This window comes from Nocardioides sp. 616, assembly GCF_002930065.1.
Classification (GTDB): Bacteria; Actinomycetota; Actinomycetes; order Propionibacteriales; family Nocardioidaceae; genus Nocardioides; species Nocardioides houyundeii.
On the sequence record NZ_POAG01000023.1, the window covers coordinates 112,687 to 134,234 of the forward strand.

Consider the following 21,548-nt stretch of genomic DNA (forward strand, 5'->3'; position numbering starts at 1 on the left):
CCGCCGCAGGCCCAGGCGGAGCCCGAGCCGCAGTCGCGGTAGCGCAGTGACGCGTTGCTCAGCACGAGGTCGACCTTGCGGACCTTCCTGCGGTCCAGGCTGACCCGCTGCTGGCCCCGACCCGCGCGGTTCAGCTTGATGTTGACCCGGGACAGCTTGCCCGACTTCTTGTACACCAGCAGCCGCGCCACCGGGTCGGCAGTGCCGCCGTGCTTGGCCGCGACGTCCACGACCAGGCGGGCCTTGCGGGGCAGCGACTTGGCCGCCTTGATCCGCACGGTGTGCGAGGTCAGGTGACGCAGGCGGGGGCTGAACGAGGCACGAGGACGCTTGGCCGTGAGGGAGATTCGGCGGGCCGGCTTCGTGGCGCGGTAGGCACTGCCCTCCTCGTAGGAACGACCCGGGGTGAGGTTGGACTCCGCGAACTGCGAGTAGAACTTCGGCCACGCCACGCCCTCCGAGCGCAAGTAGCGGCGAACCCCGCTCAACGACCAGTGGTTGCGCTTGCCGACGCTGGCATCGAGGCGTCGCCACACCGATCGCACCGCGTCGACGCCGAAGGACTGGGCCAGGCGCTGGACGAAGATCCAGTTGCCGTACATCGACATGTCGGTGGAGTAGGTGTCCAGCGGCTGCGAGGGCGTGCCGAGCTGACCCGACTTGAGGAACTGCCGGTTGTCGTTGATCTCGTCGGCGACGAGCTCCTCCATCCAGGTGGCGCTCGCCTCCACGAACCACTGGTCCTCGCCCGAGTCGATGTTGAACTGGATGGCGTGGAAGAACTCGTGCGCCGCAGTCACGCTCAGGCTCTCGAGAGGGCCCTTGGCGAAGCCGGTCATGTCGTTGTCCAGGACGCAGTAGGACTGGGCTCGGCCGGGCTGCCCGCGTACGGCCGACTCCGGCGAGCAGTAGCCGTAGAGCCCCTGCGCGGACACGTTGGCGAGATAGACGTCGAAGCGGGAGTCGCCGCCGGCCTTGCCGTCGGGGGCCGGCGCGCGGTAGCCGAGCTCGTCGACCTCACGGGTCCAGGCTGACTCCATGGTGGACAGGACCTGGGCGGCCCAGGCCGGCGTCGCGCGATGCTTCGTGGTGCTCACGTAGGTGACGCAGACGCGGGGGCCGCACTCGGTGGTGGTGGGGGTGCCGGCCACGTAGGAGACGTAGGGGTCCTTGCCCGGGACGGTGGGACGGGCGAGCAGAGCGTCGGCGGACCGGCGCTCGGCCGGCGTCATGGTCGGGCGGGCGAGCCACAGGTCGCGCAGCACCATGGTGGCGTCGCGCTCGTCCCCGTCAGCCGTCTCCGCCACCGCACCACCGAGGACGTCCCGGGCCACCTGCAGCTCAGCGGCAGCTGGCGCGGTGGGCTCCGGCACGTTCTTGTCGGCCAGGGCCGCGCCGGGCGCGAGCAGGACCAGGCTCAGACCGGCCGCAAGAGCGATGGCAGCAAGACGCGGCAAGACGTTCGTTCCCTCCGTGGTGTGCCGTCCTCGGACGAGGGAATCAGCAGGGGTGCATGGACAGATTACGTGCCACCCCTACAGATCGGCGATGTGCTCGATGATGGCGGTGGTGGAGATCGCCGGCGTACGGGTGAGATAGACCACCTTGCACACGTCGGAGAACTCGTCGAACTTGCCGGCCCAGTCGTCTCCCATCACCAGGACGTCGGCAGTGTGCTCGAGGATGTAGTCCCGCTTCTGCTCCAGGCTCTCCTCCACGAAGACCTGGTCCACGACCTTCAGGGCCCCGACGATGGCCAGGCGCTCGGCCTGGCTGAAGACCGGGACCCTGCCCTTCTTGCGCTCGTTGAGGGCGTCTGCGGAGACTCCGACGACCAGACGGTCGCCGAGCTCGGCGGCTCTCTCGAGCACCCGGAGGTGACCGACGTGGAAGACGTCGAAGGTGCCGAAGGTGATGACGGTGCGAGACATGGCGGCATTCTGGCACGCACTGGGAGGATGACCACGATGAACACCGACGCACCCACCCCCGCACCCGCCATCGCGATCCTCACACCCGCACCGGAAGCCGACGAGGCGCGCCGGCGCGGGCTGCGCCGGATGCGCACGCTCGCGGTCTCGCTGCTCGCGCTCGCCGCGGTCGTCTACGTCCTCACCCTGGGGCAGGACGGCTTCTGGGGGTTCGTCAATGCTGGTGCTGAGGCGTCCATGGTCGGTGCCATCGCCGACTGGTTCGCCGTCACCGCGCTCTTCAAGCACCCGCTCGGCATCCCGGTGCCGCACACGGCGCTGATCCCCAAGCGCAAGGACGAGCTCGGACGGGGCCTGCAGGAGTTCGTGGGGGAGAACTTCCTCCAGGAGGACATCATCCGGGAGCGGGTCGCGCACGCGTCGATCTCGGCCCGGGTCGGGACCTGGCTCGGCGAGCCGACCAACGCGCGCCGGGTGGTGGACGAGTTCGTCGACGTCGCGGCCATCGGGCTGGCGAAGGTGCGCGACGAGCACGTGTCTGACTTCGTGACCCAGGCGCTGGTCCCGCGCTTCCGGGAGGAGCCGATCGCGCCGCTGGCGGGGACGCTGCTCACCGAGGTGGTGCGAGACGACCTGCACCACGGGCTGGTCGATCTGGGGCTGGAGGAGCTGCACCGGTGGCTGGTCAAGAACCCCGAGACCTTCACCGAGGTGCTCTCGGCCCGTGCCCCGTGGTGGACCCCGTCGCGGCTCAACGAGGTCGTCACGACCCGGGTGCACCTGGAGGCGATCCGTTGGTTGGAGGACGTCCGGGAGGACCCGGAGCACCAGGCGCGCGAGGCGCTGGACTCGATGCTGGCCCAGCTGGCCCAGGACCTGCTGCTCGACCCCGCCACCCAGGAGCGGGCGGAACGGCTCAAGGAGCGGCTGCTGGACCACCAGCAGGTCAGCGCCACGTCGGTGTCACTGTGGAACGCACTGCGTCGGGCGCTGCTCACCTCGATGCGCGACCCCAACGGCGCGGTGCGGGAGCGGCTGCTCGCCGAGCTCTCCGCGTTCGCCGACCGACTCGGTGAGGACGTCGAGCTGCGGGACCGGCTGGACCACACCGCGGCGGACGTCGCCGTCTTCGTCGTGGACAGGTACGGCACGGAGATCACCGCGGTGATCACCCACACGATCGAGCGCTGGGACGGACACGAGGCCGCCCGCAAGATCGAGCTGCACGTGGGGCGGGACCTGCAGTTCATCCGGATCAACGGGACGATCGTCGGCGGCCTGGTCGGGGTGCTGATCCACACGGTGGCGGTGCTCAGCGGCCACTGAGGGTGGTGGCCGCAGGGGAGCCATCTGGGAGCTGTCTGGGAGCATGGAGGCATGACCTCGCAAGCACCGGAGCCGATGGACGTCTCGATCCGCGACGAGTCGATCCGGCTCGGGCAGTTCCTCAAGCTGGCCAACATGGTGGACCACGGCTCCGAGGCCAGGCCGCTGCTGGCCAGCGGCGCGGTGCGGGTCAACGGTGAGCTGGAGACACGCCGGGGACGCCAGCTCGTGCCCGGTGACGAGGTCGCCGTCGGCGGGCAGGTCGTCAGGGTCGCCACGGGCGATGTCCCCGACAACCTGCCCTGGTGAGACTCCTGCTCAGCTGACGTCGATCAGGTCCACCACGAAGATCAGGGTCTCGCCGGGCGCGATCGCGCCGGGGGCCCCGCGGTCGCCGTAGGCCAGGTGCGGGGGAATGACCAGCCGGCGACGACCGCCGACCTTCATGCCCGACACGCCCTGGTCCCAGCCGGCGATGACCTGGCCGATGCCGAGCCGGAACTGCAGCGGGGCGCCCCGGTTGTAGGAGGCGTCGAACTCCTCGCCGGTGGAGTGGGCCACGCCGACGTAGTGCACCGAGACGGTGCTGCCGGTCTTGGCCTCGGTGCCGTCGCCCTCGACCAGGTCGGTGACCTCGAGGTCGGTGGGCGCGTCGCCCAGGTGCGGGTCGACTTCGGGCTTCTGCATATGCGGTGCCTGCCTCTCGTGCGCGGCGCCCGGGGTCGGGCGGCGGTGTGGGCCTGAATCCTAGGCCGAGGGCGCAGGGCGTCCGGGCGTCCGGGTGCCGGGTGCCGGGAGCCTCAGCTGCCGTGGACGTAGCTGTCGAGCTGGTCGCGCTCGAACTCGAGCTCGCCGATGCGGGACTTCACCACGTCGCCGATGCTGATGACCCCGACCAGCGCGCCGTTGCTGAGGACCGGCACGTGGCGCACGCGCTGACGGGTCATCAGCTCCATCAGCTCGTCGACCGGGTGGTCACCCTCACAGGTGTGGACGTCGCGGGTCATGATGGAGGCCACGTCCCGGTCGAGGACCCCGGGGTCGCGCCCGAGGTGGCGCACCACGTCGCGCTCGCTGACGATGCCGTCCAGGGAGCTGCCGTCCGCGCTGACCACCAGGGCACCCACGTTGTGCTCGGCCAGCAGGGCTACCAGATCGCGGACCAACGCCTGGGGCTGGACGCTGATGACGTCCTGGGTCGGCTTCTGCCTGAGTACGTCGCTGATGCGCATCAATACCTCCGATGAAGGGCACGGGCCCACACGCTAGTGCGCCGGAAGTGCCCGTGAACAGCCCCGCCGGCCGTCGGTGGATCCTGGACGGGGTCGTCCGCTCACTCCCGCGGACGTCGGCGCAGTGCGTGCACCGACCCGGGGCCGGGGCGCGCGGCGTCAGGGTCGGACGCGTCGTCGGGGGAGGTGCCCAGGAAGGAGAGCGCGGCCTCGTGCAGGTGCCCGTTGGAGGCCAGTGCGTTGCCGCCCCAGGGTCCGTCGGTTCCGGCGAGCGAGGTGAACCTGCCGCCCGCCTCGCGCACGATGATGTCCAGCGCCGCCATGTCGTAGAGCTCCAGCTCCGGTTCCGCGGCCAGGTCGACGGCGCCCTCGGCCAGCAGCATGTAGGACCAGAAGTCACCGTAGGCCCGGGTGCGCCAGCAGCGCCGGGAGAGCGAGACGAAGTCATCGAGGCGGCCACGCTCGTCCCAGCCCGACAGGGAGCTGTAGGAGAGCGAGGCGTCCTCGAGCCGGCGTACGTCGGAGACCTCGCAGCGAGTGGCCTTGAGCAGCGAGCGCCCGGTCCAGGCTCCGTTGCCCTTCGAGGCCCACCAGCGCCGCTGGAGCTGGGGAGCCGAGACGACCCCCAGCACCACCTCCTCGTCCACCGACAGGGCGATCAGGGTGGCCCAGACGGGGACGCCGCGCACGAAGTTCTTGGTGCCGTCGATGGGGTCCACGATCCACTGACGCTGGCTGTGCCCGGTGGAACCCCGTTCCTCGCCCAGCACCGCGTCGCGCGAGCGCGCGCGCGACAGGGTGCGCCGGATGCCGTCCTCGACACCGGCGTCGGCGTCGGTCACCGGGGTGAGGTCCGGCTTGCTCATGACGTGGAGGTCCAGCGCCTTGAACCTGGCCTCGGTCAGCGAGTCGGCGTCGTCGGCGAGCACGTGCGCCAGCCGGAGGTCGTCTGTGTAGTCCTGCGAGCCGGGACCGGTGATGGGCATGGGGGACAGGCTATTCCCCGTCCGCCCCGCTGCGGCGGGTCGAGTGGTTCGGCGGACTGCCTCACTCGTCGCTGGAGCGCTCCCGGGCGGCGAGCAGCCGGCGGAACGAGTCCACCCGGTCGGGGTCGGCCTGGTGCGCCGCCAGGGCGATGTCCAGGCCGCACTCGGGCTCGCCGCGTCCGTGAGTGCATCCGCGGGGACAGTCCTCGGTCATCTCGTCGAGGTCGGGGAAGGCCTCGATCAGCTGCTCGGGGCGCACGTGGGCCAGCCCGAAGGAACGGATGCCCGGGGTGTCGATGATCCAGCCGGCCCCACCGGGCAGCTCCAGCAGGTAGGCGGAGGTGGAGGTGTGTCGCCCTCGTCCGGTCACGGCGTTCACGTGGCCGACCTCGCGATGGGCGAGCGGCACCAGAGCGTTGACGAGGGTGGACTTGCCCACGCCGCTGTGACCGACCAGGACGCTGGTCCGGCCCTCGAGGCGCTCGCGGACCACGCTCAGGTCTCCGCCCCGCTCGGTGACCACCCACGGCACGCCCAGCGAACGGTAGGTCGACAGCAGGGTCTCGGGATCCGCCAGGTCCGCCTTGGTCAGGCACAGCAGCGGGGACATCCCGGCCGCGTACGCCGCGACCAGGGCACGGTCGATGAGTCGGGGCCGGGGCTCCGGGTCCGCCAGCGCCGCGACCACCACCAGCTGGTCGGCGTTGGACACGATCACCCGCTCGACCGGGTCGTCGTCGTCGGCGGTGCGCCGCAAGGTCGTGGTGCGGGGATGGACCTCCACGATGCGGGCCAGGGAGCCGTCGGCGCCCGAGACGTCACCGACCACGCGGACCCGGTCCCCGACGACGACCCCCTTGCGGCCCAGGGGCCGCGACTTCATCGCCATCACCCGCCGCCCGTCCAGCAGCAGGGTGAAGCGGCCCCGGTCCACGGTGACCACCACGGCGTCGACGGCGTCGTCGTAGGACGGGCGCTCCTTGGTCCTCGGTCGGGTACGACGCCGGGGGCGCTCGTAGTGCTCCTGGTCCGTCTCGTCGTAGCGCCGGCTCATGCGGCCCAGCTCCGCGTCACAGGAGGCCGGACCAGGTCTCGGCGAAACCCGGAAACGTCTTGCCGGTGGTGGCGATGTCCTCGACCAGCACCCCGTCGACGGCGGCGCCGAGGATCACCCCCGCGTGGGCCATCCGGTGGTCGGCATAGGTGTGGAACAGCCCGCCGTGCAGGAGCGCGGGGCGCAGCGAGAGCCCGTCCCGGTGCTCTACGACGTCGGCGCCGAGTGCACCGAGCTCGGTGGCCAGGGCAGCAAGCCGGTCGGTCTCGTGGGCGCGGATGTGCTCGATGCCCCGCAGGTGCGAGGGGGAGTCGGCCAGCGCGCAGAGGGCGGCCACCGCGGGGGCGAGCTCACCCACGTCGTGGAGGTCCAGGTCCACGCCGTGCAGGCCGTCGGTGCCCACCACCTCGAGGCCGTCGTCGGTGTGCGTGACGCGGCAGCCCATCCGGGAGAGGATCTCCCGCAGCGCGTCGCCCGCCTGGTCGGTCTCCCGGGGCCAGTCGCGCACCACCACGCGGCCGCCCGAGACGGCCGCCAGCGCCAGGAACGGCGCCGCGTTGGAGAGGTCCGGCTCCACGACCTGGTCCACCGGGTGCACCGGTCCGGGCCGCACCTGCCAGCGGTCGGTGTCGGAGTCGTCGACGTCCACGCCGTGGGCACGCAGCATGGTCAGGGTCATCTCGATGTGCGGCAGCGAGGGGACGGGCTTGCCGGTGTGCAGGATGTCGACGCCGGCGTCGTAGCGAGCACCGGCGAGCAGCAGCGCGGAGATGAACTGGGACGACGCCGAGGCGTCGAGCTCCACCCGACCACCCGGCATCCGCCCGGTGCCGCGCACCGAGAAGGGCAGGGCGCCACGTCCGTCGTCGTCGACCTCGGCGCCGAGGTCGCGCAGCGCGCGCAGCACCTCGCCCACCGGGCGGGTCCGCATGTGCGGGTCGCCGTCGAAGGCGGTGCTGCCGTGCGCGAGGACCGCGACCGGCGGGACGAAACGCATCACGGTGCCGGCAAGTCCGCAGTCGATCCGGCCGGCGCCGACCAGGGGGCCGGGCGTCACCGTCCAGTCCTCGCCCGTGGTGTCGATCTCGGCGCCCAGCGCGCGCAGTGCGTCTGCCATCAGTGTGGTGTCCCGGGAGCGCAGCGCGCGGTGGACGGTGCTGGGTCCCTCCGCCAGGGCGGCCAGTATCAGGGCCCGGTTGGTGATCGACTTGCTGCCCGGGAGCGAGACGGTGAGGTCCACGGGGTCGGTGGCGCGCGGCGCCTGCCACGGCTCGGCGGTCCGCTCTCGCAGGGAAGTCATCGGGCAAGCCTACTGAGGTGGCTCCCCGCGCCGTCTAGGCTGAGGCACATGTGCGGCCGATACGCCTCCAGCCGGCGTCCCGAAGACCTGCTCGAGGAGTTCGAGGTGGTGGCGGACAGGACGCCGCAGCCGTTGGACGCGGACTACAACGTCGCGCCCACCAAGGAGGTCTACGCCGTGCTGGACCGCGACGAGCGGCAGCTCAGGACGCTGACCTGGGGCCTGGTGCCCTCGTGGGCGAAGGACCCCTCGATCGGCAACCGGATGATCAACGCCCGGGTGGAGACGGTGGCCGAGAAGCCGGCGTTCCGCAAGGCGTTCGCCGCGCGTCGGTGCCTGCTGCCCGCCGACGGCTACTACGAGTGGTACCCGACCTCGGTGCTGACCCCGGCGGGCAAGCCTGGAAAGCAGCCCTTCTTCATCCGCCCGCGCGACCACGGGATCCTGGCGATGGCCGGGCTCTACGAGATCTGGCGCGACCCCACCCGCGCCGAGGACGACCCCGAGCGGTTCCGCTGGACGTGCACGGTGCTCACCACCCGGGCCGAGGACTCCTTGGGGCACATCCACGACCGGATGCCCCTGATGGTGTCGCCCGAGCACCGCGACCTGTGGCTGGACCGGGCGGTCTCGGGGTCTGAGCAGCTCAGCCGGGCGCTGGCCCCGGCCGCCCCCGGGCTGCTGGAGGCCTACCCGGTCCGCCCGCTGGTCGGCAACGTGCGCAACAACGGACCGGAGCTGCTCGAGCCCCTCCCGCTCAGCGACGTCGAGGGGCTGGACCCCGAGGTCCTGGACCTGCCCACGCCGGGCACGCCATGAGCACCGTGGAGCGACTGGTCGCGACGCCGCAGGGGGAGGGGCGACTGGTCACCCATCGGTCCCGGCGCCCGGTGGCGACCCTGCTGCTCAGCCACGGAGCCGGCGGGGGGATCGAGTCCGAGGACCTCGCGGCACTCGCCGCCGAGCTGCCGCGCGAGGGGGTCACGGTGGTGCTGTTCGAGCAGCCTTGGCGCCGAGCCGGGCGCAAGGTGGCCACGGCGCCGCCGACCCTGGACATCGCCTTGGAGGCGGCCGCCAACCAGCTCCGGGTGCGTACGCCGCTCGTGGTGGGCGGGAGGTCCGCCGGCGCCCGGTCCGCTGCCCGCACGGCGCGCCGACTGGGTGCGAACGGCTGCCTGGCGCTGTCCTTCCCGCTGCACCCGCCGGGGCGGCCTGAGAAGAGCCGGGTGGCGGAGCTTCTCGGCGTCGGACTGGCCACGCTGGTGGTCCAGGGGGAGCGGGACGCCTTCGGGACGCCGGAGGAGTTCCCCGAGGGCATCGACCTGTGCGTGGTGCCCTCGGCGGACCACGGGCTCAAGGTGCCCAGGCGGGCCGGGGTCAGCCAGGAGGAGGCCCTCGGCATCGTGGTGGAGTGCACCCTGGAGTGGATCGTGCGCGAGGTCGCGGGGAATCAACTCGGGTGAGTCGATGTTGGCGATTGTGTGCTCGCAACTCTGCCCGAAGCCCCCACGACGCTAGTCTGGGACGCGATGACTGAATCCCTCTCCGAAGAGACCGACGCCGAGCGCACCGAGCGCTTCGAGCGCGAGGCCATGCAGTACCTCGACCAGCTCTACTCCGCCGCGATGCGCATGACGCGCAACCCCACGGACGCCGAGGACCTGGTCCAGGAGACCTACGCCAAGGCGTTCGCGGCCTTCCACCAGTACCGTCCCGGGACGAACCTGAAGGCGTGGCTCTACCGGATCCTCACCAACACGTTCATCAACACCTACCGCAAGAAGCAGCGCCAGCCGCAGCAGTCGATGTCCGAGGACGTCGAGGACTGGCAGCTGGCGCGCGCGGAGTCCCACACCTCGACCGGCCTGCGGTCGGCCGAGACCGAGGCGCTGGGGCACCTGCCTGACTCGCAGGTCAAGGACGCCCTGCAACGGCTCCCCGAGGAGTTCAGGCTGGCGGTCTATCTCGCCGACGTCGAGGGCTTCCCCTACAAGGAGATCGCCGAGATCATGGACACCCCGATCGGGACGGTCATGTCGCGACTGCACCGGGGACGTCGCCAGCTGCGGGACATGCTGAGCGACTACGTGCGCGACAACGACCTCCTGCCGGCCAGCACTGTGGAGAAGGGGACCGTCCGATGAGCCACGAGCATGCCGACGACTGTGCGGACTACCTCGAGAGGATCGTCTACTTCCTCGACAACGAGCTCGACGACGCCGATTGCAGTGCCGTCCAGCAGCACCTGGACGAGTGCGGTCCGTGCTTGCAGAAGTACGACCTCCAGCGCACCGTGAAGTCGGTCGTCGCCCGGGCGTGCAGCGAGTCCGCCCCCTCGGAGCTGCGCGCGCGGGTGCTGGTGCGCATCCGCCAGGTGCAGGTCCGCATCTCCGAGCAGTAGCAGCGCCCCGGGTCGGGGTCGGCCCCGACCCTGATTGGCTTCGGGTGGTCATCGTTTGAGAGGATGGCCACCACTGACATCCAGGAGGACACCATGGGCAAGACCGGCCGCAAGCGCCGCGCTCGCAAGAAGAAGGGCGCGAACCACGGCAAGCGCCCCAACGCCTGAGCGCAGACACAAGCCCTGGACCCCTGAGCCTCTGGCCGGGGGTCCATTGCTTTGTCCGGACGGGCCCGTGCTGCGCGGACGAGACCGCCCGGGGTGAGTCAGCGGCTCAGGCGCTGCATGAACCGCTCGGCGTCGACGACGACGCGGGTCACCTCACCGGAGCCGACCACCGCTCCCGGCACACCCTCGGCCACGTGGCGGGCCGCGACCGTGAACCGGTGCAGCCGGCCGTCGACGTAGGCGGACGAGGCCGTCACCTCGACCTCCTGCCCCACGGCGCTGGCCCCGAGGTGCTCGACCTCCACCCGCGTGCCCACGGAGGTGCTGCCCTCGGGCAGCGCGGGAGCGATGGCGGTGCAGGTGGCCGCCTCCAGCCAGGCCAGCAGCCGGGGCGTCCCCAGCACCGGCAGCGACCCGCTGCCCACGGCCAGTGCGGTGTCGTCGGCGGTGACCGTGAAGCGGAGGGCTGCGGAGGGAAGGCTCATCCGAGCAGCCTAGCGAGGACGGGCGTGCCTAATCCCGGTGTCCTACGTCGAGCGGCCTGACGAACGCCACCAGGTCCACACCGATGGCCGGCGACCAGTCCCGGGTGGGCTCGCGCTCGTACCCCAGGCGGCGGTAGAGCCGGTGCGCCGTGGTCATCTCCGCCAGGGAGGAGATCACCATGCTCGTGGCACCCAGGCCTGCCGCGAGCTCGTGGCAGCGGTGCACCAGGGCGGCGCCGGCACCCCGGCCCTGGCAGCGTGGTGCGACCGCCAGCATCCGGAACTCCCCCTCGTGTTCCTGGGCCAGCTCTCGGAGCGGCGAGCCCGCCGGGCACCAGGTCACGCATCCCAGGAGGGAGCCCTCCTGGTCCTCGGCGACCAGCAGGACGCCCTCGCGGGCCCGGGCGGCGGTGTCGCGCAGGCGCGCGACGTACGGGTCGTCCGGTCCCAGGGTGAACGGCTCGTAGGCAGCCAGGGTGAGGTCCCCGAGCGCCCCGAGCTCCTCGGACCGGGCGACCCGCACCCGGACAGGCGGTGGCGTCACGGCGCCTAGATGCCGAACGTGTTCCGCGGGTACGTCGCCTCCACGTCGGTGATGACGTTGACCAGGTAGGGCACCCCCGAGGCGTAGGCCCGGTCCAGCGCGGGACCGATCTGCCGAGGATCGGTCACCGTCTCCCCGGCACCGCCGAGCGCCTTCACCACCTCGTCGTACGCCGTGCGCTGACCCAGGTCGGCCACCACGTCGTAGCCGTAGAGCATCTGCATCGGGCCCTTCTCCAGGCCCCAGGCGGAGTTGTTGCCCATCACCATGACCACCGGCAGATCGTGGCGCACCAGGGTGTCCACGTCCATCAGGGAGAAGCCCGCGGCGCCGTCGCCCAGCAGCAGGGTGACCTGGGCCGAGGGGCGGGCGAGCCGAGCCGCGATCGCCGCCCCCAGGCCGGCGCCGAGGCAGCCGTAGGGGCCCGGGTCCAGCCAGCCGCCGGGACGCTTGGGCTCGACGAACTTGCCGGCGAAGCTCACGAAGTCCCCGCCGTCCCCGATGACGACCGAGTCGTCGGCGAGCCGGGGCACGAGCTCGCCGTAGATGCGGGCTGGGTGGATCGGGTCGGCCTCGGCGGTCAGCAGCGCGCGGTCCCGCTCGGCGGCGGCCGCCACGGTGTCCTGCAGCTCGGTCACCCACGAGGACCAGTCGGGCCGTCTCACGACCTGCTCCAGCGCCTTGGTGAGTCCGTCGAGCACCAGCGTCAGGTCGCCGCAGACCGAGGCGGCCAGGTCGGCGTGCCGGGAGACCTGGGCGGGGGAGTCGGCCACGTGCACGACACGGGCGGCGGGTCCGCCCTCCTTGCCCCCGAAGGCGCCGTACCCCAGGCGGAAGTCCAGCGGGGTGCCGACGACCACCACCAGGTCGGCCGAGCCCAGCGCCTTGCCGCGAGCCTTGGTGACCAGCATCCTGTGCCCGCCGGGGACGATGCCTCGGCCCATGCCGTTGGTGATCGTCGGGATCGAGGCCTGCTCGACCAGGCGCAGGGCCGCCTCCTCGGCGCCGTCGGCCCACACGTCCGTGCCCAGGATCAGCACCGGCCGGCTGGCAGTGGCCAGCAGCTCGGCGATCTCGGTGACCACGTCCCCGTCGGGCTCCAGGGGCGCAGGCTTGGCGCCGGTCGGGGCCGGGCCGGTGGCCGAGCTGAAGAACTCGTCCATCGGGACGTCGACGAAGACCGGTCCCCGGTGGGAGCTGCCCGCCGTCCGGAAGGCGTCGTCGATGCCGCCGAGCACGTCGCCGGCGGTGTGCAGGGTCCGGGCCTGCTTGGCCACCGTCGCGACGATGGGCGGCTGGTCCAGCTCCTGCAGGCTCCCGGTGCCCCAGCGGTTGGCGGGTGCGCGTCCTCCCACCACGACCATCGGGGAGCCGGCGAACTGGGCCTGCGCGATGGCGCTGATCCCGTTGGTCACCCCCGGCCCCGCGGTGAGGACGGCAAGGCCCGGGACGCGGGTGAGCTTGCCGGTCGCCTCGGCGGCGAAGGCCGCGGTCTGCTCGTGCCGCACATCGAGCAGGCGCATCGGCGGGTCGGCCTTCACGGCGCCGTCGTACATCGGGAACACGTGGGCGCCGGAGAGGGTGAACATGGTCTCCACGCCATGGGCGCGTGCGGCGGCGACAGCCAGCTCACCGGCGTGGCCGGAGATCTCTTCGATGGTCATGGCGTGAGGTTACTCACCCGTTCCACGTCAGCGCAGGTATGACGCGTTGGTCGCGCGCAAGGCCTGCACCACGACCAGGAGCAGGTCGGCTCGGGTGTGGGGAGGATGTGGTGCCAGCACCAGCTGGAGGTGGAGGGCGCGGAGGTAGGCCTGGCAGTTGCCCGAGCGCAGGTAGGGGTCCCCGGCGTCGGGTGAGCCGAAGGGCTGGGCGTGCGCGGCGAGGCGGGCGATCCAGGGCTCGAGCACCTTCAGCGGCACCAGGTCCCGGCGCAGCAGCGTCAGGGTGGCCTGCGCCATCCGGTCTGGCTCACCGCTGGTGAGCAGGTGCTCGGTGGTCACGAGCCGGTCCGCCAGGACGTCGAGCAGGACCGTCAGCTCCGGCGTCTGAAGGTGCGGGGAGCCGGCCACGGCACCGATCGCGTCGGCGCCGTGGGCCAGGGCGTGCGCCCAGCCGTGTCCGGGCACCCAGCCCCTGAGGTCGCGCTCGCGCAGGAACCAGGTGGCGATCTCGTCCCCCCAGCGCAGCACCTGGTCGCCGGTGAGCAGCCGGTGCTGGGTGTCACGGGCCAGCACCGCGGCCAGGACCAGCACCGACCAGCTGCGCCGGAAGACCGTGTCGGTCCCCGTCTCGCCCAGGCCGACCCGCAGCCCGGTGGCCATCCCGTCACCGAGCCCGGGCAGCAGGTCGTCGTAGACCCCACGCTCCACCCAGGTGGAGAGCGCCGGGTAGGCGATGCCGTCGCGCTGCTCGGGGTCGGGGGACCCCAGCATGCCGGTCAGCTCGGCGGTCAGCTCGTCGAGCGGTCGGTCCCGGGGCACGGCGAGGCCGTCGGAGAGAACCTCGCGCCAGTACCCCACTGCCATGGCGCACATCCTGCCAGTCCCGGGACCGTGCCGGGACGTGGTGCGCCAGGCTCCGGTCGGCACGGGGGCCGCCGGCCGGGGTGTCCTATGGTTGCGGGCGTGCCCTCCCTCGGCGATCTGGTGCGCGCCCACACCGACCTCGACGAGTCCGACGTCGAGTGGCTGATGCTGTTGATGGCGGACTGGCAGATCATCGCCGACCTCGCCTTCGCCGACCTGGTGCTCTGGCTGCGCGATGCCGAGGAGCTGGGGTTCTGGGCGGTGGCACAGATGCGGCCGACCACCGGCCCCACAGCACTGCTCGACGACGTGGTGGGGACGTTCGTCCCGGCCGGCCGCCGGCGGATGCTGGACATGGCCTGGGAGCACGAGCGACTGGTCCGCGAGGGGGACCCGGAGTGGCGCGACGACGTGCCGGTGCGGGTGGAGACCATCCCGGTGCGCCGCGGTGAGCGGGTCATCGCGGTCATCGCCCGCAACACCAACCTGCTCGGCGTACGCACGCCCAGCAGGCTCGAGCTGGCCTACCTGCAGACGGCCGCGGACCTGACCCAGATGATCGCGCACGGGTTCTTCCCGCCCGAGGGGCAGCGCAGCGACGACACGGACACTCCCCGGGTCGGCGACGGCCTGCTGCGCGTGGACGCGGCTGGACGGGTGACCTACGCGAGCCCGAACGCCCAGTCGGTCTACCGTCGGCTCGGGCTCAACGGGGACCTCAGCGGCCTGACCCTCACCGACATCACCCGCGAGCTGGTGCCGCCGCGCCGCCGTCCCGACGAGGAGACGCTGAGCGCCGTCCTGGGGGGCCGGGGCAACCGGGACACCGAGATCGGGACGGACGAGGTCTCGGTGATCGTCCGCGCCGTGCCGCTGCGCCCCACCGGAGAGCACATCGGCGCCCTGGTGCTGCTGCGCGACGTCACCGACCTGCGTCGGCGCGAACGCGAGCTGGTCACCAAGGACGCCACCATCCGGGAGATCCACCACCGGGTGAAGAACAACCTGCAGACCGTGGCGGCGCTGCTCCGGCTGCAGGCACGCAGGATCGAGGCGCCGGCCGCCAAGGCGGCCCTCGACGAGGCCGTACGGCGGGTGGGATCCATCGCCATCGTGCACGAGACACTGAGCCACGCCGTGGAGGAGCACGTCAGCTTCGACGAGATCGCGGACCGGCTGGGACGGATGGTCACCGACGTCAGCGTCGCGGGGGACCGGGTGCTGGTGGTGCGCCGCGGCAGCTTCGGCGACCTCACCTCGGAGGCGGCCACCGCCTGGGCGATGGTCCTGACCGAGGTGCTGCAGAACGCGGTCGAGCACGGCTACGTCGAGGACGACCTCGGCGAGACGCTCGGCTCCGAGCGGGACCTGCCCCGGGGACGCGTCGTGGTGACGGTGGCGCGGAGCCTGGGTCGGCTCCAGGTCACCGTCGAGGACGACGGCGCCGGCCTGCCGGCCGGCTTCGACCTGGAGAGCTCCACGAGCCTGGGGCTCTCCATCGTCAGGACCCTGGTGGAGTCAGAGCTGGGGGGCCAGATCGACGTGGCCCCCGCCCCGGGTGGCCGAGGCACCCGGGTCGTGCTCGACGTCCCGTACGAGTAGCGCTGCTCGACGAGTAGCCCTGGGCCGGACCGCGTCAGGCGGTGCGGATGCGCGCGCGGGCGTTGCGACGCTTCAGGGCCCGGCGCTCGTCCTCGCTCAAGCCACCCCAGACCCCGTGGTCCTGTCCCGCCTCCAGCGCCCACGCGAGGCACTGCTCGCGAACCTCGCATCGTCGGCACACCTGCTTGGCCTCCTCGATCTGGAGGATGGCCGGCCCGGTGTTGCCGATGGGGAAGAACAGCTCCGGGTCCTCGTCGAGGCAGGCAGAACGATGGCGCCAATCCATGGCTGAGGGTTCCTCATTCCTGGGGTTTGGGGGAGGGCGACGTCAGGTCGGGGGACCCGGTCGCAAACATGCGAAAATCGTGTGGCGCATGACTGCTAACGCCCAACACAAGCGCGATCACCAGCGTGCCAAGAGTTGGGCGTCTACACAACCCCTGCGGAACGTCACATCCGTCACAACTAGAATGCCTGTGATGAGTGAGCGCAGCAGGAGAATTCCAGTGCCCTTGGCGATCGCGGCCTCCGTGGTGGGTGCGGAAGGGGTCGTGCTCGTGCTGCTCGCACTCGCGGAGATCGCCTCGCTGGACGGCGGTCGGCTCGCCATGGGAGTCACGACCGCGCTCTTCTTCGCCTGCTACGGCGCCGGCTTGGTGCTCGGAGCCCAGAGCCTGCTGCGCCGGAGCTCCTGGGCCCGCAGCCCGGTGGTGCTGGCCCAGCTCATCCAGCTCGGCGTGGCCTGGAGCTATCGCGGCGCGGTGCCGTGGCTGTCGGCCGGACTGGCCGTCGTCGCAGTCGTCGTCCTGGTGGGGATCTTCCACCCCCGCAGTCTCGCTGCGCTGGGCGAGCAGCCGTAGTCGACCGCTGCCCCGACTCTCAGTCCGACTCCAGCGACTTACGCATCTGGTCCAGGGTGCGGGTGAGCAGCCGCGAGACGTGCATCTGGGAGACCCCGATCTCCTCCGCGATCTGGGACTGGGTCATGTTCTTGAAGAACCTGAGCAGCAGGATCTTCTTCTCCCGAGGGTCCAGCCCTTCGAGCAGCGGCTTGATCGACTCGCGGATCTCGACGTGCTCCAGGTTCACGTCGTCGATGCCCAAGGTGTCCATCATGCTCGGGGGGCCGTCGTCGCTGTCGTCCCCCGCGTCCAGGGACAGGGTGGCGTAGGCGTTGCTGGACTCGATCCCCTCGATGATCTCCTCGACCGTGCAGCCGATCTCCTCGGCCAGCTCCCGAGGCGTGGGGGAGCGGCCCAGCCGCTGGGTGAGCTCGCCGGAGGCGCCGCTGATCTGCATGCGCAGCTCCTGGAGTCGGCGGGGCACTCGGATCGCCCATCCCTTGTCGCGGAAGTGACGCTTGATCTCACCGATGATGGTCGGCGTCGCGTAGGTCGAGAACTCGACCCCACGGTCGGTCTCGAACCGGTCCACCGCCTTGATCAGGCCGATCGTGCCGACCTGGACCAGGTCCTCGTAGGGCTCGCCGCGGTTGCGGAAGCGTCGGGCGCAGTGCTCGACCAGGGCCAGGTGCAGGTGGACGAGCTCGTCACGCGCCCACGCACGCGCGTGGTCGGGACCGGTGTCGTCGCGCAGCACCAGGAACAGCTCTGCGCTGCGAAGACGGGTCGCCTCGATCGCGGTCAGCGGTACTTCGAGGGAGTCCCCCAGCTCCCGACTCATCTCAGTGGTCGGCCTCACTGATGCTGGACGCCATCGTGAGTCGGACGGTGATCCTGCCGTCGGCATGATCCATCTCGGTGTCGGCGGCCAGGGTGCTCAGCACCTGCCAGGCAAAGGAGGCGGGGTCGTCCGGGCCCGAGCTGCTGGACTCCACCGATACCTCGATGGTCATCGCGTGCGGAGCCAGGAAGTACCGGCAGGTGAGGTCGGCCTCGGGATCGGCATCGGGAAGCACCAGCGCGCTCGCCTCGCCGATGGCGATGCGGAGATCCTCGATGTCGTCCAGGGTGAAGTCCAGGCGGGCTGCCAGCCCGGCTGTCGTCGTGCGGAGCACGGACGCGTAGGCGCCGTCAGCGGGGAGGCGAAGCTCCACGTCGGCCTTGCGGGGGGTGCTGCCCTCGCTCATCGTGATTCCAACCGTCCTCGATCGATTCTGTGGACCCGTGGGGCAGACCCTAATGGAGCGGGCCCCCCTCATCGGGAGGCCCGCCCATCTTCACCGGGTCTCAGGCCTTCTTGGTCTCCCAGAAGATCTCGGCGATCTCGTCGATCTTGGCCAGCAGCTGGTCGGCGGCACCGGCGTCCAGCGTGCCCTTGGTGCCCGAGGCGCCGGCGAGCTTGGTCGCCTCGTTGAACAGGGTGTGCAGCTGCGGGTACTTCTCGAAGTGCGGTGCCTTGAAGTAGTCGGTCCACAGCACCCAGAGGTGGTGCTTGACCAGCTCGGAGCGCTGCTCCTTGATGAGCACCGCGCGGGTACGGAAGTCGGGGTCGTTGTTGTCGGCGACCTTGGCGATGATCTGCTTGATCGACTCGGCCTCGATCCGGGCCTGGGCCGGGTCGTACACGCCGCAGGGGAGGTCGCAGTGGGCAGAGACGTCGACGGTCGGGGCGATGAAACGGGAGAACATCGAGGATTCCTCTCGGTCGTGCACGAACGGTGATCTGACTGGACTGCGACACTACTCCGCATGGTGAGCCGGGAGTGGTCGGGTGTCTCGCCCGTGGGCACCCGCCTGGGTCTGGCCCGGGTGCACGGTGCCTCCATGGAGCCGACCCTGAGGGCCGGCGACCGACTGCTGGTCCGCTACGGCGTGCCGCCGCGCCCCGGGTCGGTGGTGCTGGCCCGCTTCCCCGACGGGACTCTGGCGGTCAAGCGTGCCGCTGGCCCTCGCTCGACCCGCTCGGGGGCCGCCGGCTGGTGGCTGGTCAGCGACAACCCCCACGTGGGGGTCGACTCGCGCCACCGGGGGCCGGTGCCCGCCGACGCTGTGCTGGCCGTGGTGCTGCTCCGGGTCTGGCCGCGTCCCGGCAGGGTCGTCGGCACGGGTCCTGGGCCGATATAGCAGAAGCCTCGTCCGGCGTCTAGATGGACGCCCGCGCAGGCATCGCAGGACCTCATGGGAAGATCAGGCCATGGTTGCCATGCCCGATCTGCCCGCACACCCCCATCAAGGCGATCCGGTTTTCGACCTTCACGTAGGCGGCAAGCTCGAGACGGTGTCGACGGTGGCGCTCACCGGCCCCGACGAGCTCTCCCTGGCCTACACGCCCGGTGTGGCGCGGGTGTGCGAGGCGATCGCGGCGGACCCGACCATGACCCAGCACTACACCTGGGTGCCCAACACCGTGGCGATCGTCTCCGACGGCACCGCGGTGCTCGGTCTCGGTGACATCGGCCCGGCGGCAGCCATGCCGGTGATGGAGGGCAAGGCCGTGCTGTTCAAGCAGTTCGGCGGCGTGGACGCGGTGCCGATCTGCCTGGCCACCACCGACGTGGAGGAGATCATCGCCACCGTCGCCCGGCTGGCTCCCAGCTTCGGCGGCATCAACCTCGAGGACATCTCCGCCCCCCGGTGCTTCGAGATCGAGGACCGGCTCAAGGAGCTGCTCGACATCCCCGTCTTCCACGACGACCAGCACGGCACCGCGGTGGTGGTGCTGGCTGCCCTCAAGAACGCGTTGCGCCTCACCGGTCGTACCCCCGCGGGCACCCGGGTGGTGATCTCCGGGGCCGGGGCGGCCGGCGTGGCCGTGGCGCGGATCCTGCTCGAGGCCGGCATCACCGACCTCGCCGTCGTGGACCGCCAGGGCGTGCTCAACTCCAAGCGTGCGGACCTGACGCCGGTCAAGGCCGCGCTGGCCCGTGACACCGCGGACAAGTTCGGCCGCAGCGGCTCCCTGGCCGACGCGATGGCCGGGGCCGACGTGTACGTCGGGGTCTCCGGCGGAACCGTGCCCGAGGAGGTGGTGGCCACGATGGCCGACGACCCGATCATCTTCGGCCTCGCCAACCCCACCCCCGAGGTCCACCCCGACGTGGCGCACCGCCACGCACGCGTGGTGGCCACCGGGCGCTCGGACTTCCCCAACCAGATCAACAACGTGCTCGCCTTCCCCGGGATCTTCCGGGGCGCGTTCGACGTGCACGCCACCGCGATCACCGAGGGCATGAAGCTGGCCGCCGCGGACGCGCTGGCCGCCCTGGTGGGCGACGACCTGCGACCCGACCTGATCATCCCCTCCCCGTTCGACCCGCGCGTCGGTCCCGCGGTCACCGCCGCGGTGGCCGAGGCTGCTCGTCGCGACGGAGTGGCCCGGCGCTAGCCTCGTCCCATGTTCGCCGTCTACGCAGACTCCTTCGCCCCTCGTGACGCCGCCGACCCGTTGGCGGGGCTCGTCGTGGGGGAACGTCCCGACCCGGTGGCCCCGGACGGGTGGGCGACCGTCACCGTCAAGGCCGCCTCGCTCAACCATCACGACCTGTGGTCCCTGCAGGGGGTGGGCCTGCGTGCCGAGGCACTGCCGATGATCCTGGGGTGCGACGCCGCGGGGTACGACGAGGACGGCAACGAGGTGGTCGTCCACGCGGTGATCAGCGACCCGGCCTGGCGGGGGGACGAGACGCTGGACCCCAAGCGGTCCCTGCTCTCCGAGCGGCACCAGGGGACCTTCGCCGACAAGGTGGTCGTGCCCCGGGGCAACGTGGTCCCCAAGCCGGCCTCCCTGTCGTTCGAGGAGGCCGCCTGCCTGCCGACCGCCTGGCTCACCGCCTATCGGATGCTCTTCACCCAGGGCGGTCTCAAGGCAGGCGACACCGTCCTGGTGCAGGGTGCCGGCGGCGGCGTGGCCACCGCCCTGATCACCCTGGCCCGGGCCGGCGGGCTGCGCGTCCTGGCCACCTCCCGGGGTGAGGCCAAGCGCGCCCGCGCCCTGGAGATCGGGGCCCACGAGGTCTTCGAGTCCGGTGCCCGGCTCCCGGTCAAGGTCGACGCGGTGATGGAGACCGTGGGCCGAGCCACGTGGTCGCACTCGGTCAGGTCCCTGAGGCCCGGCGGCAAGATCGTGATCAGCGGCACCACCAGCGGCCCGGCGCTCGACGACGCCGAGCTGACCCGGATCTTCTTCCTGCAGCTGCAGGTGATCGGCTCCACCATGGGCACCAGCAGCGAGCTCGCCTCGCTGGTCACCATGCTCGAGGCCACCGGGGCCCGGCCGCTCATCGACCGGACCCTGCCCATGGACCAGGCTCGCGACGGCTTCGCGGCCATGGCCGGCGGAGACATCTTCGGCAAGGTCGTGCTCACCCGGTGACTCGCACCCACGTGCTGACCGGTGCCGCCTCGGGCATCGGGCTGCGCCTCGCGCAGCGCCTGTCCGAGCGCGGGGACCGGCTGGTGCTCCTGGTGCGCACGCCCGAGCGCGCCAGCGAGGTCGCGGCCTCGCTGGGAGCGCGGCACTCGGTGCAGGTGGTCGACCTGTCCGCGCCGGCCGAGGTCGAGCGGGCGGCTCGTCGGCTCGGAGCCGAGCTCGAGGCCGTGGACTCGCTGGTGCACTGCGCCGGCGCCGTCGCCCTGGCGCCGGTGGAGTCACTGGACCTGGCCGACTGGCAGCGCCAGCTGGACGTGAACCTGACCACTCCGGCGCTGCTTACCCAGGCGCTGCTGCCGGGCCTCCGGGCGGCGCGTGGCACCGTGGTGTTCGTGAACTCGACCTCGGGTCTGGCCGCCTCGCCCGGTTGGTCGGCGTACGCAGCGTCGAAGTTCGGGCTGCGCGCCCTTGCCGACGCGCTGCGCGCCGAGGAGGCCGAGCACGGTGTGCGCGTCACCACCGTCTACCCGAGCCGTACCGCGACGCCCATGCAGGCGCAGGTCCACGTCCAGGAGGGGCGCGACTACCACCCCGCCGACTGGATGCAGCCGGAGACCGTGGCGGGCACGATCTGCCACGTCCTCGATCTGCCCACGGACGCCGTCATACCCGAGGTCACCCTCCGCACGGCCCCCCGGCCGCCGGTTCGCTGACCGTCCA

At 71.5% G+C, this 21,548-nt stretch carries 27 protein-coding genes; 12 read left to right on the forward strand and 15 right to left on the reverse strand.

All coding sequences use genetic code 11. From position 1 onward, the window contains the following. Both C5H89_RS16675 and C5H89_RS16680 read right to left on the reverse strand, forming a co-directional pair. On the reverse strand, nt 1–1,457 hold a 1,457-nt coding region (locus C5H89_RS16675; protein ID WP_162799434.1), incomplete at its 3' end, for an MXAN_6640 family putative metalloprotease. A 78-nt stretch (nt 1,458–1,535) separates the two neighbouring features. Beyond that, nucleotides 1,536–1,931, reverse strand: coding sequence for an adenylyltransferase/cytidyltransferase family protein (locus tag C5H89_RS16680; RefSeq protein ID WP_104108098.1), 396 nt, complete (start codon nt 1,929–1,931; stop codon nt 1,536–1,538). Nucleotides 1,932–1,967: 36 nt separating this feature from the next. Here C5H89_RS16680 and C5H89_RS16685 point away from each other — a divergent pair, with 36 nt between their 5' ends. Both C5H89_RS16685 and C5H89_RS16690 read left to right on the forward strand, forming a co-directional pair. Continuing rightward, nucleotides 1,968–3,257, forward strand: coding sequence for a DUF445 domain-containing protein (locus C5H89_RS16685; RefSeq protein ID WP_104108099.1), 1,290 nt, complete (start codon nt 1,968–1,970; stop codon nt 3,255–3,257). A gap of 51 nt (nt 3,258–3,308) precedes the next feature. Beyond that, nucleotides 3,309–3,566: an RNA-binding S4 domain-containing protein gene (locus tag C5H89_RS16690; protein WP_101524959.1), complete on the forward strand. Its 258-nt coding sequence runs from the start codon at nt 3,309–3,311 to the stop codon at nt 3,564–3,566. A gap of 9 nt (nt 3,567–3,575) precedes the next feature. On the opposite strand, the gene C5H89_RS16695 is transcribed toward C5H89_RS16690, so the two are convergent. The 5 genes from C5H89_RS16695 to aroA all read right to left on the reverse strand — a co-directional run bounded on the left by C5H89_RS16695 (nt 3,576) and on the right by aroA (nt 7,829). Then, a complete protein-coding gene (locus C5H89_RS16695) occupies nt 3,576–3,944 on the reverse strand; it encodes an FKBP-type peptidyl-prolyl cis-trans isomerase (protein ID WP_104108100.1) in 369 nt (122 codons plus the stop codon). A 113-nt stretch (nt 3,945–4,057) separates the two neighbouring features. Then, nucleotides 4,058–4,489, reverse strand: a complete 432-nt coding sequence (locus C5H89_RS16700) for a CBS domain-containing protein (RefSeq protein WP_104108101.1) — start codon at nt 4,487–4,489, stop codon at nt 4,058–4,060. Nucleotides 4,490–4,590: 101 nt separating this feature from the next. Continuing rightward, entirely contained in the window at nt 4,591–5,475 is an 885-nt protein-coding gene (locus tag C5H89_RS16705) for an inositol monophosphatase family protein (RefSeq protein WP_104108102.1), read from the reverse strand. Nucleotides 5,476–5,536: 61 nt separating this feature from the next. Further along, nucleotides 5,537–6,529 carry a ribosome small subunit-dependent GTPase A gene (rsgA, locus tag C5H89_RS16710; RefSeq protein WP_104108103.1) on the reverse strand — a complete coding sequence of 331 codons (993 nt, stop codon included), beginning with the start codon at nt 6,527–6,529 and terminating at the stop codon, nt 5,537–5,539. Between the two features lie 16 nt (nt 6,530–6,545). After that, nucleotides 6,546–7,829 carry a 3-phosphoshikimate 1-carboxyvinyltransferase gene (gene aroA, locus C5H89_RS16715; protein WP_104108104.1) on the reverse strand — a complete coding sequence of 428 codons (1,284 nt, stop codon included), beginning with the start codon at nt 7,827–7,829 and terminating at the stop codon, nt 6,546–6,548. A gap of 48 nt (nt 7,830–7,877) precedes the next feature. On the opposite strand from aroA, the gene C5H89_RS16720 reads away from it, so the two are divergent. The 4 genes from C5H89_RS16720 to rsrA all read left to right on the forward strand — a co-directional run bounded on the left by C5H89_RS16720 (nt 7,878) and on the right by rsrA (nt 10,230). After that, nucleotides 7,878–8,648 carry an SOS response-associated peptidase gene (locus C5H89_RS16720; protein WP_104108105.1) on the forward strand — a complete coding sequence of 257 codons (771 nt, stop codon included), beginning with the start codon at nt 7,878–7,880 and terminating at the stop codon, nt 8,646–8,648. Then, nucleotides 8,645–9,292 carry an alpha/beta family hydrolase gene (locus C5H89_RS16725; protein WP_104108106.1) on the forward strand — a complete coding sequence of 216 codons (648 nt, stop codon included), beginning with the start codon at nt 8,645–8,647 and terminating at the stop codon, nt 9,290–9,292. Before C5H89_RS16720 ends, C5H89_RS16725 begins: the two co-directional genes overlap by 4 nt. Nucleotides 9,293–9,358: 66 nt before the next feature. Beyond that, nucleotides 9,359–9,973, forward strand: a complete 615-nt coding sequence (locus tag C5H89_RS16730) for a sigma-70 family RNA polymerase sigma factor (protein ID WP_101524952.1) — start codon at nt 9,359–9,361, stop codon at nt 9,971–9,973. Then, nucleotides 9,970–10,230 carry a mycothiol system anti-sigma-R factor gene (gene rsrA, locus C5H89_RS16735; RefSeq protein ID WP_104108107.1) on the forward strand — a complete coding sequence of 87 codons (261 nt, stop codon included), beginning with the start codon at nt 9,970–9,972 and terminating at the stop codon, nt 10,228–10,230. Before C5H89_RS16730 ends, rsrA begins: the two co-directional genes overlap by 4 nt. Nucleotides 10,231–10,496: 266 nt before the next feature. Here rsrA and C5H89_RS16740 read toward each other — a convergent pair whose 3' ends face one another. Genes C5H89_RS16740 through C5H89_RS16755 form a run of 4 tightly spaced genes read right to left on the reverse strand, consistent with a single transcriptional unit; the run spans nt 10,497 to nt 13,955 of the window. Beyond that, nucleotides 10,497–10,883, reverse strand: a complete 387-nt coding sequence (locus tag C5H89_RS16740) for a thioesterase (protein WP_104108108.1) — start codon at nt 10,881–10,883, stop codon at nt 10,497–10,499. Nucleotides 10,884–10,911: 28 nt separating this feature from the next. After that, entirely contained in the window at nt 10,912–11,427 is a 516-nt protein-coding gene (locus tag C5H89_RS16745; RefSeq protein WP_104108109.1) for a GNAT family N-acetyltransferase, read from the reverse strand. A gap of 5 nt (nt 11,428–11,432) precedes the next feature. Next, complete coding sequence (locus tag C5H89_RS16750) at nt 11,433–13,091, reverse strand: acetolactate synthase (protein WP_104108110.1); 1,659 nt, start codon at nt 13,089–13,091, stop codon at nt 11,433–11,435. A 27-nt stretch (nt 13,092–13,118) separates the two neighbouring features. Then, the gene (locus C5H89_RS16755) at nt 13,119–13,955 is read right to left on the reverse strand and encodes a DUF2785 domain-containing protein (protein ID WP_104108111.1); all 837 of its coding nucleotides are present in this window, start codon (nt 13,953–13,955) and stop codon (nt 13,119–13,121) included. A 99-nt stretch (nt 13,956–14,054) separates the two neighbouring features. Here C5H89_RS16755 and C5H89_RS16760 point away from each other — a divergent pair, with 99 nt between their 5' ends. Then, complete coding sequence (locus C5H89_RS16760; RefSeq protein WP_104108112.1) at nt 14,055–15,557, forward strand: PAS domain-containing sensor histidine kinase; 1,503 nt, start codon at nt 14,055–14,057, stop codon at nt 15,555–15,557. Between the two features lie 34 nt (nt 15,558–15,591). Here the strand turns inward: C5H89_RS16760 and C5H89_RS16765 are convergent, their stop codons facing one another. Then, nucleotides 15,592–15,843: a WhiB family transcriptional regulator gene (locus C5H89_RS16765; RefSeq protein ID WP_101524945.1), complete on the reverse strand. Its 252-nt coding sequence runs from the start codon at nt 15,841–15,843 to the stop codon at nt 15,592–15,594. Between the two features lie 193 nt (nt 15,844–16,036). Here C5H89_RS16765 and C5H89_RS16770 point away from each other — a divergent pair, with 193 nt between their 5' ends. After that, nucleotides 16,037–16,417 carry a hypothetical protein gene (locus C5H89_RS16770; RefSeq protein ID WP_162799435.1) on the forward strand — a complete coding sequence of 127 codons (381 nt, stop codon included), beginning with the start codon at nt 16,037–16,039 and terminating at the stop codon, nt 16,415–16,417. A 19-nt stretch (nt 16,418–16,436) separates the two neighbouring features. On the opposite strand, the gene C5H89_RS16775 is transcribed toward C5H89_RS16770, so the two are convergent. From C5H89_RS16775 to sodN, 3 genes are all read right to left on the reverse strand, one after another. Next, nucleotides 16,437–17,240, reverse strand: coding sequence for an RNA polymerase sigma factor SigF (locus tag C5H89_RS16775; protein ID WP_104108114.1), 804 nt, complete (start codon nt 17,238–17,240; stop codon nt 16,437–16,439). A gap of 1 nt (nt 17,241) precedes the next feature. Continuing rightward, entirely contained in the window at nt 17,242–17,646 is a 405-nt protein-coding gene (locus C5H89_RS16780; protein ID WP_104108115.1) for an anti-sigma factor, read from the reverse strand. 100 nt (nt 17,647–17,746) lie between these two features. Then, nucleotides 17,747–18,148 (reverse strand): superoxide dismutase, Ni, encoded by a 402-nt coding sequence (gene sodN, locus C5H89_RS16785; protein WP_104108116.1) that lies wholly within the window; start codon nt 18,146–18,148, stop codon nt 17,747–17,749. Between the two features lie 60 nt (nt 18,149–18,208). Between sodN and C5H89_RS16790 the strand changes: the two genes are divergently transcribed. The 4 genes from C5H89_RS16790 (at nt 18,209) to C5H89_RS16805 (ending at nt 21,541) form a co-directional block, all read left to right on the forward strand. Next, nucleotides 18,209–18,583, forward strand: a complete 375-nt coding sequence (locus tag C5H89_RS16790) for a S24/S26 family peptidase (protein ID WP_104108117.1) — start codon at nt 18,209–18,211, stop codon at nt 18,581–18,583. A gap of 79 nt (nt 18,584–18,662) precedes the next feature. After that, nucleotides 18,663–19,844: an NADP-dependent malic enzyme gene (locus tag C5H89_RS16795; protein ID WP_104108118.1), complete on the forward strand. Its 1,182-nt coding sequence runs from the start codon at nt 18,663–18,665 to the stop codon at nt 19,842–19,844. Between the two features lie 9 nt (nt 19,845–19,853). After that, complete coding sequence (locus C5H89_RS16800; RefSeq protein WP_104108119.1) at nt 19,854–20,831, forward strand: zinc-binding dehydrogenase; 978 nt, start codon at nt 19,854–19,856, stop codon at nt 20,829–20,831. After that, the gene (locus C5H89_RS16805) at nt 20,828–21,541 is read left to right on the forward strand and encodes an SDR family oxidoreductase (RefSeq protein ID WP_104108120.1); all 714 of its coding nucleotides are present in this window, start codon (nt 20,828–20,830) and stop codon (nt 21,539–21,541) included. The genes C5H89_RS16800 and C5H89_RS16805 overlap by 4 nt, the downstream gene beginning before the upstream one ends. Nucleotides 21,542–21,548 lie beyond the last annotated feature (7 nt).